The 12,608-nt window shown below is 74.9% G+C and carries 10 protein-coding genes; 4 read left to right on the plus strand and 6 right to left on the minus strand.

The window, feature by feature from the left end; genetic code table 11:
* Positions 1-8 precede the first annotated feature (8 nt).
* Positions 9-1,499, plus strand: a complete 1,491-nt coding sequence (locus AC07DS_RS14450; RefSeq protein WP_479145182.1) for an FUSC family protein — start codon at positions 9-11, stop codon at positions 1,497-1,499.
* Positions 1,500-1,962: 463 nt separating this feature from the next.
* Positions 1,963-2,994: a lactonase family protein gene (locus AC07DS_RS14455; RefSeq protein ID WP_479145184.1), complete on the plus strand. Its 1,032-nt coding sequence runs from the start codon at positions 1,963-1,965 to the stop codon at positions 2,992-2,994.
* A gap of 98 nt (positions 2,995-3,092) precedes the next feature.
* On the opposite strand, the gene AC07DS_RS14460 is transcribed toward AC07DS_RS14455, so the two are convergent.
* The 4 genes from AC07DS_RS14460 to AC07DS_RS14475 all read right to left on the minus strand — a co-directional run bounded on the left by AC07DS_RS14460 (position 3,093) and on the right by AC07DS_RS14475 (position 7,032).
* On the minus strand, positions 3,093-4,016 hold the full coding sequence (locus AC07DS_RS14460; RefSeq protein ID WP_479145186.1) for a sirohydrochlorin chelatase: 924 nt from the start codon (positions 4,014-4,016) through the stop codon (positions 3,093-3,095).
* A gap of 142 nt (positions 4,017-4,158) precedes the next feature.
* Positions 4,159-5,133, minus strand: coding sequence for an N-acetylglucosamine kinase (locus tag AC07DS_RS14465; protein WP_479145188.1), 975 nt, complete (start codon positions 5,131-5,133; stop codon positions 4,159-4,161).
* A complete protein-coding gene (locus AC07DS_RS14470; RefSeq protein ID WP_145880130.1) occupies positions 5,130-5,807 on the minus strand; it encodes a uracil-DNA glycosylase in 678 nt (225 codons plus the stop codon). The genes AC07DS_RS14465 and AC07DS_RS14470 overlap by 4 nt, the downstream gene beginning before the upstream one ends.
* A 139-nt stretch (positions 5,808-5,946) precedes the next feature.
* Entirely contained in the window at positions 5,947-7,032 is a 1,086-nt protein-coding gene (locus AC07DS_RS14475) for a WD40/YVTN/BNR-like repeat-containing protein (protein WP_479145190.1), read from the minus strand.
* A gap of 272 nt (positions 7,033-7,304) precedes the next feature.
* Between AC07DS_RS14475 and AC07DS_RS14480 the strand changes: the two genes are divergently transcribed.
* A complete protein-coding gene (locus AC07DS_RS14480) occupies positions 7,305-7,892 on the plus strand; it encodes an Rv1733c family protein (RefSeq protein ID WP_479145192.1) in 588 nt (195 codons plus the stop codon).
* Between the two features lie 99 nt (positions 7,893-7,991).
* On the opposite strand, the gene AC07DS_RS14485 is transcribed toward AC07DS_RS14480, so the two are convergent.
* Positions 7,992-9,968, minus strand: a complete 1,977-nt coding sequence (locus AC07DS_RS14485) for a HEAT repeat domain-containing protein (RefSeq protein WP_479145194.1) — start codon at positions 9,966-9,968, stop codon at positions 7,992-7,994.
* A 145-nt stretch (positions 9,969-10,113) separates the two neighbouring features.
* Positions 10,114-11,778 (minus strand): acyl-CoA dehydrogenase family protein, encoded by a 1,665-nt coding sequence (locus AC07DS_RS14490; RefSeq protein WP_479145196.1) that lies wholly within the window; start codon positions 11,776-11,778, stop codon positions 10,114-10,116.
* A 71-nt stretch (positions 11,779-11,849) separates the two neighbouring features.
* On the opposite strand from AC07DS_RS14490, the gene AC07DS_RS14495 reads away from it, so the two are divergent.
* Positions 11,850-12,608 (plus strand): PaaX family transcriptional regulator C-terminal domain-containing protein, encoded by a 759-nt coding sequence (locus AC07DS_RS14495; RefSeq protein ID WP_479145198.1) that lies wholly within the window; start codon positions 11,850-11,852, stop codon positions 12,606-12,608.

Below are 12,608 nucleotides of genomic sequence, written 5' to 3' on the forward strand. Positions count from 1 at the left end.
GGGCGTCAGTGCTGAAGAGGGTGTTCGTGGCTCCGGACCCGGGGCGGGCGCGGTTGCGTTTCGCCGCGCGGGCCGTCCTCGGCATCGGGCTGGCCGTCGTCGTGTGCGGGCTGGCCGGCCACTCGCTCGTCGGCGCGGTCACCGGCGGTCTCGCCGCGCTGCTCGCCCTGTTCACCGTCACCGACACCACCGTGCGCGGGCAGGCCGTCACCACCGCGCTGCTGCCCGTCGTCGGCGTTCCCGTGCTCGCCGCCGCGGCCGAACTGCACGACCACCCCGTGGCGCGGGACCTGACCTTCCTCGCCGTCGTCGGCACGGGCGTGTACGCCCGCCGGTGGGGCCCGCGCGGGCACAGCCTCGGCGTGTTCGCCTTCATGACCTTCTTCGTGGCCCAGTTCCTGCACGCCACGCCCGCCCGGCTGCCCGAGCTGTACGCGGCCGTCCTGCTGTCGGTGTTCAGCGCGGCCGCCGTGCGCTTCGGCCTGTGGTGCTACGAGCGCCGGCTGCCCCCGGTGGTCGCACCCGCGCCGCCGGCCGGGTCCGGGCTGGCCCGCGTCACCACGCGGCAGGCGTTCCAGGCGGTCGCCGGCGCCGGGTTCGCGCTGGTCGTGGGGCAGCTGGTGTCCGGGCAGCGCTGGTACTGGGCCGTGGGCGCCACCTGGTGGGTCTTCGTCAACACCGCCTCGCGCGGCGAGACGCTGGTACGCGGCTTCCGGCGGGTCCTCGGCACGGTCATCGGCATCGGTCTGGGCTTCCTCGTCGCCGTACCCGTGGACGGTGCGCCGGTCCCGACGGCCGTCCTCGTCGCGGTCGCCGTCTTCGGCATCTTCTACACGGCCGCCGTCTCGTACACCTGGATGATGCTCTGGGTGACCCTGCTCGCCGAGCTGCTCTACGGTCTGCTGGGCGTCCTCGGCCCGGGTCTGCTGGCACTGCGTCTCGCCGAGACCGGCGTCGGTGCCCTCGGTGCGGTGCTGGCCGTGCTGTTCGTGCTGCCCGTCACCACCCACGCCACCACCGACGCCTGGATCCAGCGCGCCCTGCGCTGCGTCCACGCCTGCACCGCGCAGGCCGCCGCGCGCCTCGCGGGCTCGGCCACGGCCGACCCGGCGCCGCGCGTGGCCGAGCTGGAGCAGCTGCTCGGCCGGGTACGGCTCTCGGTCGCGCCGCTGGTGCACCCGCTGAACCCGATGCTCGGTCGCAAGCGGCGCGCCCGCCGGGTCCTCGCCCTCCTCGACGACTGCGCCCGGGAGATCCGCGGCCTGGTCGCCGTCGCCGCCGACCCCGAGGCCTCCCACGACGCCCGCCTGGCCACCGCCTGCTGGCGCGTGGAGTCCGCGGTCGAGGCACTCACCACCGGCGGCTCCGACCGCGTCCACCGCCCCGCCGATACCCCGGCCGAGCCGGCCCTGGCCCACCTGCACGGCCTGGAGCGCGCCCTGGCCGACCTGGCCGAGCCTCTGCGGACCCCATCCGGATCACCGCTGGTGGGGGCCTGAGGGCGGGACACCGGCGAAGCGCCTCCGGGGTGGCCTTGGCCCTCCTGTGCGGTCCGGGGCGCGCTCCTGTGGGCTCCGTCGGGATCACCGCCGGCGAGGGGCTGGGCGCGGCTCTGGTGAGGGGCTGGGGGCGGGCTCGTCGAAGCGCCTCTGTGGGGGCCTACGGCTGGTCCGGAGGCCCGGTCGGGGGGAATTTCACGGCCGGTGGCCCCGAGGGCGTCCACGGGGCCCTGGGAGCCCCGGTCGAGCCCGCCCCGGCTCGTGCCTGGCCCGCCAGGAGTCCGATCGGGTCGGCCCCGGCCCACCCGCAGGGACTGGAACCGCCTCCGTGGGCTCTGTCGGGATCACTGCCGGTCGGGACCCGAGTCGCGGCGGTGGAACACTCGCGCGTCACCCATTTGGTCTAGACCTTCACTGATCGACTGCTACCGTCGGCAATGGCTCGGACCGAGAGGGGACAGCGGTGGCAGAGGGCGGCAGGCGGTACAGGGCGTTCATCGGGTCGTTCACGGCGGCGGGCGGGCCCGGGCTGGTCACCGCTGACGTACGCCCGGGCAGCGGGGCGCTGACCGTCACCGGCCGTCTCGGCGCCGTGCCCGATCCCTCCTACCTGGCCCTGTCGCCGGACGGGACCATGCTCTACGCGGTCAGCGAGACCGCCGACGGCGCCGTCGCCGCGTTCCGCGTCGGCCGTGACAAGCCGGAGCCCGCGGGGCCGCCCGTGCCGGTGGACGGCAGCGGACCGACCCATCTCAGCCTGTACGCCGGGCACGTCCTGACCGCCAACTACGGCTCCGGCAGCGTCACGGCCGTACCCGTGCGCTCGGACGGCAGCCTGGCGCCCGCGACCTCGGGGGTGCTGCAGCACACCGGCTCCGGCCCGCACGATCGGCGGCAGCGCGGCCCGCACGCCCACCAGGTGCAGCCGGACCCCAGTGGCAGGTGGGCGGTCAGCGTCGACCTCGGCACGGACTCGGTCCGGGTGTGCACCCTGGAGGACGGCATCCCGACGCTGCACCGCGAGATCGCGCTGCGCCCCGGATCGGGCCCTCGCCACCTGGCCTTCCATCCGGACGGCGAGCATGCCTACGTGGTCAACGAACTGACCCCCACCGTCACGGTCTGCCTCTGGGACGCCGACGCCGGCTCCCTGAAGCCGCTGACCGAGGTCCCGGTTCTGCCGGGCGCCCCGGCGGGCGACGCCTACGCCTCGGGCATCGTGGTCTCGCCCGACGGCCGCTTCGTGTGGACCGCGACCCGGGGCGAGGACGTCCTGTCCGTGCTGGCCGTCCAGGGGGACGGGCTCCGCCTGATCGGCACGGTGCCCTGCGGCGGACACTGGCCGCGCGCGCTGGCCGAGCGTGGCGGCTTCCTCTACGCGGCCAACGAGCGATCCGGAGACGTGACCTGGTTCGGCGTCGACGAGCGGACCGGGCTGCCCTGCTACGACGGCTCCGTCGCGGTCGCCGCGGCCTCCTGCATCGTCTTCGCCTGAGCGGCCGAGTCGGTCGGCCGGGCGGCCGCCGGCAACGGGCAGGGCCCGCTCCAGTGATCTGGAGCGGGCCCTGTGTCGTACGGGTGCCGGGTCCGGCGTCAGCGGACCGGCGCGCCCTGCGGCTGCGGCGGGGCGATGCCCAGCGCGGTCGTGTACTTCGCGAGGGCGAGCTTGCCGATCGCCGGGTAGGCGCCGAGCGGCTCGGCCGTGGCGCAGCCCGCCTCCTCGGCGGCCGCCGTCAGCAGCGCCGGGTCGATCTCCGGGCCGATCAGGTACGGCGCCAGGGCCAGCTGCTGCGAGCCCGAGGAACGCAGCTGCTCGGCGACGGAGGTGATCGAACCCTCCTGGTCCAGGGCCGCGGCCATCACCGGCACGGCCAGGCGCGCGGCGAGCAGCATGCCGGTGATCCCGGCCGCCTGCACGGCCTCCTCGCCGCCCACGGAGGCCAGGATGATGCCGTCGGCGGCGGTGGCCACGGTGAACAGGCGGGCGCGGTCGGCGCGGGCCAGGCCCGCCTCGGACAGACGCACGTGCAGCGCCTCGGCGAGCAGCGGGTGCGGACCGAGGGCATCGGTCAGGTCGGCGGCGACCCGGCTGTCCATCACGGCCTGGCGGACCTGGCGCAGCAGCGCGCTGTCCGGACCGGCCAGCAGCGGCACGACGACCGCGACCGGGCCGTCCGGCTCCTTGACCTCGAGACCTGCGGCGACGGCCTGCTCGTAGCGTGCGGCGCGCTGCTCGGCGGCGTGCGCGAGCATGGCCCGCAGGCTCGGGAACTCGGTGTCGTCCCCGTCCAGGTATCCGATCCGGGCGTCCAGGCCGGGCAGCTCGGAGCGGGCGATGCTCACGACCTCCTCGGCGAGGCTGCGCGCGGCGGCGCTGGGCGCGCCGGGAACCGCGAGGACGAGCGCGGGCGCGCCCTCGGGAGCCACCAGCGGTTCCGGTCGGCGGTGCCGTCCGGGCTGGCGGGGTCGCGGCATTCGTACTGGCAGGCCGGACGCGGGCCCAGTGGGGGAGCTCATGGCGCCGCATGTTACTAACTTCTTGGGCTCCCTTGTTCGGGGAGGGTGCAGGTGAGCGGTATCCGTCCGGTTTTGTCTGATGAGTTACGTACCCTTGGCACGTGTTCCGGGCACTTGCCGGACAGATGTGCAGCGAAGAGGGTCAATCCCCTTTTGTGAGGACCACGTACAGCATGGACGGTTCACCCGGCAGTGTGAGCCCCCCGGCCGCCAGCTCGTTCGCGATCCGTACGCAGCCGTGCAGCGGGTCACCCTCGGCCGGCGCCTGCCGGGCGTGCGGCAGTCTCGCGGCCAACTCCTCCCGCAGGGGTACGAGGAGCGGGTCGCCCATCTTGAGCAGTCCGCCGGTGAACGCCATTTCGGGCGTACCGGAGGCCGGGCACACCGCGGCGGCGGACTCGGCGATGTTCCGGGCCGCGGCCCGCAGGATGCCGGCGGCCACCGGGTCGCGCGGGGCGCAGGCGGCCACCTGGGGCGCGAAGGAGGCCAGCAGCGCGGGCCGGTCGGTACGGGGGTAGAGCCTTCCGGGCAGCCCCCGCACCGGGCCGAACTGTTCCTCGGCGCACGCCAGCAGCGGGGCGGAGCCGCCGTCCCGGCCGTCGTGGGCGCGCAGCGCCGCCTCCAGCCCGGCCCGCCCGATCCACGCCCCGCCGCCGCAGTCGCCCAGCAGATGACCCCAGCCGTCCGCCCGCCGCCAGCGGGTCAGATCGGTGCCCACCGCGATCAGGCCGGTGCCCGCGGCGACCACGGCACCCGGCCGCGGCCCGAGGGCGCCCACGTAGGCCGTCACGGCATCGGCGGCCAGCGCCACGTTCCGTACGCCCAGCTCCCGGGCGAGCGCGCCCGGCAGCTCGGCGCGCAGGGCGTCGCCCAGGGAGGAGAACCCGGCGCAGCCGACGACGGCCGTGGCCAGTTCGTCCACCCCGGCCTCCGCCGCCGACGCGCGGGCGAGGGGCACGAGTTGCCCCATCAGGTGGGCGGGGTCGATGCCCCGCGCCCCGGTACGGACGGGCTCGCCCGACGCTCGCCGGGCCGACGGTGTCTGCCCCGGAACGCCGACGGCGACCCGGAGACCGGAGCCCCCGGAGTCCACCGCCAGATATCCGGGGACGGTCACGGCAGACGCCAGTCCACCGGCTGTCCGCCCTGCTGGATCAGCAGGTCGTTGGCCCGGCTGAACGGACGCGATCCGAAGAAGCCGCGGTCGGCCGACATGGGCGAGGGATGCGCGGACTCCACGGCCGGCAGACTGCCCAGCAGCGGACGCAGGTTCCGGGCGTCACGTCCCCACAGCACGGACACCAGCGGCTTGCCGCGCGCTGCCAGGGCGCGGATCGCCTGCTCGGTGACCTCCTCCCAGCCCTTGCCGCGGTGGGCGGCCGGGCTGCGCGGTGCCGTGGTGAGCGCCCTGTTGAGCAGCAGCACGCCCTGCTGCGTCCACGGGGTGAGGTCGCCGTTCGACGGCTGCGGCAGCCCCAGGTCGGCGTTCAGCTCGCGGAAGATGTTGATCAGACTCGGCGGCAGCGGACGCACCTCGGGCGCGACCGAGAACGACAGGCCGACCGCGTGCCCCGGTGTCGGGTACGGGTCCTGACCGACGATCAGGACGCGTACGTCGTCGAAGGGCTGCTGGAAGGCGCGCAGGACGTTCGGTCCGGCCGGGAGGTAGGTGCGTCCCGCGGCGATCTCCGCACGCAGGAAGTCGCCCATCGCGGCGATCTGTCCGGCGACGGGTTCGAGGGCCTTCGCCCAGCCCGGTTCGACGATTTCATGCAAGGGTCGTGGTGCCACGGGCGTCACCCTACTGCCGTACACCGGTCGGCGATCAAGCTGCGACCGGAGGCCGACCGAGGATGATCGGACCGCCGGCTCGAATGACCGTTTCCGCCCCTGCCTCCCTTTCTGCGGCCCTCGGGCACGGCACGCCGCGTCAGTCGATCACCGCCGCGCGCACGCACAGCACGTCCGGCAGATGGGAGGCGAGCTGCCGCCAGCTGTCGCCGTCGTCGGCCGAGGCGTACACCTCGCCGTTGCGGTTGCCGAAGTAGACCCCTGCCGGGTCCGCGTCGTCCGTCCACAGTGCGTCGCGCAGCACGGTGCCGTAGTGGTCCTCCGCCGGCAGCCCGTGCGACAGCGGCTCCCAGCTCTTGCCCGCGTCGGCCGTGCGGAAGACCCGGCAGCGGTGGCCGGCGGGCACCCGGTCGGCGTCCGCGTTGATCGGGAAGACGTACGCGGTGTCGCCGCGGTGCGGGTGGGCGGCCACCGCGAACCCGAACGTCGACGGCAGGCCCGCGCCGATGTCGGTCCACCGCGCGCCCGCGTCGTCGCTGCGGTACACCCCCCAGTGGTTCTGCAGGTACAGCCGGTCCGGGTCGTGCGCGTCCTTGGCGATCTTGTGCACGCACTGGCCGAACTCCGGGTTCGGATCCGGCAGGAACACCGCGGAGACACCGGAGTTGGCGGGCGCCCAGCTCGCCCCGCCGTCCGTGGTGCGGAACACCCCGGCGGTGGACACGGCGACGGTCACCGCCCGTGGGTCGCGCGCGTCGGTGAGCACCGTGTGCAGGCCCTCACCCCCGCCGCCCGGCACCCACCGGGAGCGGGTCGGGTGCTCCCACAGGGGACGCACCAGCTCGAAGCTCTCTCCACGGTCCTCGGAGCGGTACAGCGCGGCCGGTTCCGTGCCCGCGTACACCACGTCCGGTTCGGCGGCGGCCGGGTGCAGCTGCCACACCCGCTCCAGCGAAGCCCCGGTGTCCTTGGGGAACTTGACGGCCGGCCGCGCCGGTTCGGTCCAGGAGCGGCCCAGATCGTCGGAGTGGAACACCGACGGGCCCCAGTGCGCGCTGTCGCCGCCCGCCAGCAGCCGCGGGGTGCCGCCTCGGACGTCGATGGCGACCGAGTAGACGGCCTGGGCGTTGAAGTAGGGGCTGTCGTCGAACTCCCAGGTGCCGCCGCGCCGCCGCCCGATGAAGAGGCCTTTGCGGGTGCCCACGGCGAGCAGGACCTCGGTCATGCCGATCACCTCCGGGACGTCTTTGTCCAGGTAGTCGTCAGATACCGGCCAGTCTGCACCCCGCCACTGACAGTCGGCCCCGGGCGGGGCGTCCACGCAGGTCACGGCGGTGCTGTCGGCCTGTCGTAGAGATCGGCAAGGTGCGTTGCCGCATGCGCCTGCGCGAAGGGGGTGTCTCGTGCGACCGTCGACGTGACGGCTCGTCGTGAGCAACGGGGCGGCCCTGCCCGTATGGGAGGTCGGTCCGGCCTGTCGGTGCGCTCGTGAGGAGGATGCCTTTGAAGGCGTTGCGTGGTCCCGAGGTGTGGCTGTGGCGCTGGCGGCGCAATCCGCTCCGGCGCCGGGCCGACGTGGTGGAGGCCTGGATGGTGCTCGCCGTCTGGCTGCTGACCGTCCTGGCCGGGGTACTGGCCGGGCTCGCGGCGGCCCGGTCGGTGGAGCACGGACTGGCACGGGAGCGCGCCGCCTGGCAGCCCGCCGTCGCCCGCGTCGTCGCCCAGGCACCCGGCAGGGCCACCGCCGCGGGCACCGGCGGAGAGCGGGTCTGGGCCGAGGTCCGCTGGACCGTCGGCGACGGCTCGGCCCACACCGGCCAGGCCCGGGTCGCGCCGGGCAGCAAGGCCGGGTCCCCGGTCACCGTGTGGACCGACCCGCAGGGCCACCTGGTCACCCGCCCCACCACCGCGTCCGAGGCCGCCTTCCGGGCCACCTTGATGGGCGGCCTGGTCGGCGCGTGTGCCGCCGCCCTCCCCTTCGTCGGCGGCCGCGTCCTGCGCGGTCGCCTGGAGCGCCGCCGCATGGACCGCTGGGACGCGGAGTGGGCCCGACTGGGGCCGCAGTGGAGCCGGATGAAGTGGTGACGGCCCCGCTGCGCCCGTGACGGACCCCTGCGCCCGTGACAGACCCCCTGCGCCCAGACGGCCTTCGCGCCATGACGTGCCGCGCGTTCCGCCGCGCGGCTACAGCCCGGCCAGCACCTCCCCGCAGGTCCTGAGCAACGCCTCGTCCTTGGCGATGTCCTGGCTGCCGTGGCCGCCCTCGCCGGCCGTGTGGCGCCGGGGGTCGGTCAGTTCGGCGGTCACCAGGTCCCGCAGCGGTGCGGCCGCCGGGCCCATGGCCGCGAGGCACTGGGCGATCGGGCCGCGCGTGTAGGGGTTCTGCGACCACGCGGCCCGGAACACCGGCAGCACGGGTTCCGGGTCCCGGCCGATGTGCCACAACGCGCAGGCGGCCGACATCCGTTGCCACACCTGGCCCGAACGGGCCGTCCGGCGCAGTTCCGGCAGAGCCGTGCGGGCGGCCGGACCCATCCTGCCCAGCTGCCGGGCGGCGAGCCGGCGGCTCCCCGGCTCGCCCTGCGTCAACTCCCGCAGCAGGACGGGCAGTACGGCGGAGGCGGGATCCCCCGCCGACCACAGGGCGCCCGCGGCGGCGGCCGCGTGCCGGGTGTGCAGCAGGTCCCGCAGGACGGGTGCCGCCTGCGCGGCCGCCCCGAGGGCGTCCAGCGTCTCGATGGCCGGTCCGACGAGTCTCTCCCGTGCCCCGAGCCCGTCCGGCGCCCCGGACAGGAGCCGCAGCACCTCGGGCACCGCATGCCGGTCGCCCACGGCTCTGAGCGCGGCCAGGAGAGAAGTGGCCAGTGTGCCGGCGACGGGGGAGTCCAGGGGGACACGGGCCAGATGGTGTCGCAGCGCGGGGGCGAGGGGAGTCGCGGCCGGGCCCAGATGTGCGATCTCGTGCCCCAGGCCGCCGGGCACGAACGGGCCGGCCAGCACCTGGGCCAGAACCGGGACCGCCCGTGGATCGCCGGTCCGGACCAGGGCCTTGAGCGGTCCGCCGAGGGCGGGCGAGCCGCGCTCCCAGCGGTGTGTCCACAGGTCGGGCCGGGCGGCCACCAGGGCGTGCAGGTCGTCCGCGGCGGGCGTGGCCAGGCCGTACAGCTCCACCAGGACCGAGACCGCCGCGTCCCGCAACCGGTCCTGCTCCGTGCCCAGTTGCGCACCGATCAGGGCCACGGGCCCGGCACAGTCCGCCCGCCAGCCGCGGAACAGCGCAGCCGACATGCTCACGGCATTGCACCGGTCCATCGGGTCCGGGCTGGTCAACTGCCCGGTGAGCAGGGCGATCCGGTCGGCCGTCCGGTCGCCGAGCGCGGTGTGCAGGGTGCGCAGCAGCTGAGCGCCCTCCTCGTCCGAGGGCCGCAGCCGCCGTATCCGGCCCACGAGGGTGTCGTTCCCGGACGGCTCCGGTACCCGGGCGCGGCGCGCGGACCTGTCCCGCAGCAGCTCGACCGCCGTCGGCACCAGGTCGGCCGGGACCACCTCCGGGGCCCCCAGGGCGAGCTGGCCCAGCGCGGCGAGCCGCAGTCCGGGCTCGTAGGGCGAGGCGCTCTGCGTGGCCAACAGGTCCACCGCGGCGGTGGAGTGCGCCGGATGCCGCCGTACGAACAGGCCGAGGGCCTCGATGAGCGCGAGCAGTACCCTGCCGTCCCGCTCGACCGGAATCCGCTGCCGTATCAGGTCCAGGACGCGCTCCGGGCCGTCCGGGAACCGTACGACGGCTCCGGCCGCCGCCCGGCGCACTCCAGGGTCCGGGTCGCCGAGGAGGGACGCGAACACCTCGGAGCCCGCGCGCACGGCCTCACACGCGTGCGCGTCCCCGCTCTCCGCCCCGATACTGACCAGCAGTTCGACGATGCAGCCCCGGTCCGGCACCGCCTCGCGGGCCGCGAGCGAGCACAGGAAGGGAACGCAGGCCAGCGTCGAGTCGTACACGTTCCCCTGGTGGTGCACCGTGCCGTACATGCCGTCGAGCGCGGTCTGTCGCTCGGCGGCGTCCGCGGAGGCCAGTCCCCGTAACCATCCGGGCACGTCCTCCGCGCTGCCGTACGCGTGGTGCAGCGAGGCCCAGTCGACCTCGTCGATCCCCGTGAACACGTTGTCCTCCCCAGGCCGGTACCACCTGATCGCGAGTCTGCACCACGGCACTGACAACGATGCGAAGTCGCGCGCTGACTGTGTGCGATCCGTCGGCTGTCACCGGCCACGGGGCGGGATCCGCCCCGGTCGCCCGGGGACCGGATCAGTCATGGCCGGGAAAGGCCCGCTCCAGGATCGTGTCCAGGTCGGTCCCGGCGGGCAGCGTGCCGAACGCGTGCCCCCAGTCGCCGCCCAGCCGGGTCGCGCAGAAGGCGTCCGCGACGGCGTGCGGGGCGTGCCGGACCAGCAGCGATGCCTGAAGGGCCAGCGCCATCCGCTCGACCAGCCGGCGTGCGCCCGCCTGGTCGGTTTCGGCCAACTGCTCCTTGAGCCCGACCACGGCCGCATCCAGCCGAGCGTCCGCCCCGCGCGCGAGGGCGAGTTCGGTGAACAGGGCCTCGGTCGTGTCCTGTTCCCGACCCAGGGCGCGCAGCACGTCCAGCGCGTTGACGTTCCCCGAGCCCTCCCAGATCGACAGCAGGGGAGCCTCCCGGTAGTGGCGGGGCATGCCCGACTCCTCGACGTACCCGTTGCCGCCCAGGCACTCCAGGGCCTCCGCGGTGAACGCCGGGCCCCGCTTGGTCACCCAGTACTTGCCGACGGCGGTGGCGATCCGGCGGAAGGAGCGCTCGCCGGCGTCCCCGCGCACCGCCCGGTCCGCCGCGCCGGCGAGCCGCAGGGTGAGCGTCGTCGCCGCCTCCGACTCCAGTGCCAGGTCGGCCAGCACGTTGCGCATCAGCGGCTGGTCGAACAGCCGGGCGCCGAACGCGCTGCGGTGGCGCGCGTGGTGACCCGCCTCGACGAGCGTCTTGCGCATCAGGGCCGCCGAGGACATCACGCAGTCCAGGCGGGTGCAGTTGACCATCTCGATGATGGTCTTCACCCCCCGCCCCTCGGGTCCGACCAGCCAGGCCACCGTCCGTTCGAACTCCGGCTCGGAGGAGGCGTTGGACCGGTTGCCGAGCTTGTCCTTGAGCCGCTGGATGCGGAAGGTGTTGCGGCTGCCGTCCGGCAGGATCCGGGGCACCAGGAAGCAGGACAGGCCGCCCGGTGCCTGCGCCAGCACCAGGAACACGTCGCACATCGGCGCCGACGTGAACCACTTGTGGCCGCGCAGCGTGTACACGCCCGGCTCACCCGTGGGCGTGGCCGTGGTGGTGTTCGTGCGGACGTCCGAGCCGCCCTGCTTCTCGGTCATGCCCATCCCGGCGAGCAGCCCGGGCTTTTCGGTGGGGACGCGCAGCTCCGGGTCGTACGCGCGGCTGGTGAGCAGCGGTTCGTACACCTTGGCCAGCTCCGGCTGTGCGCGCAGCGCGGGGACGGCCGCGTACGTCATCGACGTCGGACAGCCGTGCCCGGCCTCCGTGTGCCCCCACACCAGTCCGCCCGCCGTACGGGCCACGTGGGCGCCGAGCCGGTCGTCCGCCCACGGCGCACCGGCCAGGCCCTCGGCGACCGCGGTCCGCATCAGGTGATGCCAGCTGGGGTGGAACTCGACCTCGTCGATGCGGTGGCCGTAGCGGTCGTGGGTGCGCAGCTCCGGCTCGTGCCGGTTCGCCTGCTCGCCCCATTCCTGGGCCTCCTCGCTGCCGGCCCGCAGTCCCAGCCGCCGGATGCCGTCCTCGGCCCACTCGGCACCCTCCCGGCGCAGCCCCTCCAGCAGGGCCCGGTCGGCGGAGGCGTCGTAGGGGGTCAGGGGCGGGGCCTGGTTGGTGACGTCGTGGGTGGCGTGGTGCCGCGGCGGCGACTGCACAGGTGTCGAGTCCATACGGCCATGTTGCACTCTTCGTGCGACTGTAGCAATGATGCAACAAGGAGGCGCACGTACAGTACGTGCCCATGCGCATGAACGTGTCGGCGGAGGCGGGTGAGGCCGCCGGTCTGCGGCCGCTGTCCGCGCGGTCGGTGGTGCTGAGCCTGCTGCTGGGCGCACATCCCCCCGAGCTGCCGGTCAGGGACCTGGTCCGGCTGGTGGAGCCCTTCGGCGTCGGCGGCTCGACGCTGCGGGCCGCGCTGAGCCGGATGGTGGCCGCCGGGGACCTGCGCCGCACGGACGGCGTGTACGGGCTCAGTGACAGGCTGCTGGCCCGCCAGCGCCGCCAGGACGAGGCGCTCCATCCCCGCACGCGCGCGTGGAACGGCGACTGGCAGATGGTGGTGATCACGGCCACCGGCCGCGGCCCCGCCGAGCGGGCCGACCTGCGTGCCCGGCTGGCCGCCCTGCGCCTGGCCGAACTCCGTGAGGGCGTGTGGCTGCGCCCGGCCAACCTCGCCCGGTCCCTGCCCGACGAGCTCGCCCGCGTGGCCGAGTCCTACACCGCGCACCCCGAGGGCTCCCCGCACGACCTGGTCGCCCGTCTGTGGCCGCTGGCCGCGTGGGCCACCGCCGCGCGCATCCTGCTCGCCCACGCGGCCGGCGCCCGCCACCCGGCCGACCGCCTCACCGCCTTCGCCGCGGCCGTACGCCACCTGCTCACCGACCCCGTCCTGCCGCCCGCACTCCTGCCGCCGGACTGGCCGGGAGAGGCCCTGCGCTCGGCCTACGCGGCATACGAGGAGGAACTGGCCGCCTCGGTGGGGCTGCGCGGGGACCACTGA

Source organism: Streptomyces sp. NPDC044064 (genome assembly GCF_056434245.1).

Coding starts and splice junctions, on each gene's coding strand:
- AC07DS_RS14460 (WP_479145186.1), bottom strand. CDS start 4,016: ATGAGCTCCCCCACTGGGCCCGCGTCCGGCCTGCCAGTACGAATGCCG.
- AC07DS_RS14475 (WP_479145190.1), bottom strand. CDS start 7,032: ATGACCGAGGTCCTGCTCGCCGTGGGCACCCGCAAAGGCCTCTTCATC.
- AC07DS_RS14480 (WP_479145192.1), top strand. CDS start 7,305: ATGCCTTTGAAGGCGTTGCGTGGTCCCGAGGTGTGGCTGTGGCGCTGG.
- AC07DS_RS14490 (WP_479145196.1), bottom strand. CDS start 11,778: ATGGACTCGACACCTGTGCAGTCGCCGCCGCGGCACCACGCCACCCAC.
- AC07DS_RS14495 (WP_479145198.1), top strand. CDS start 11,850: ATGCGCATGAACGTGTCGGCGGAGGCGGGTGAGGCCGCCGGTCTGCGG.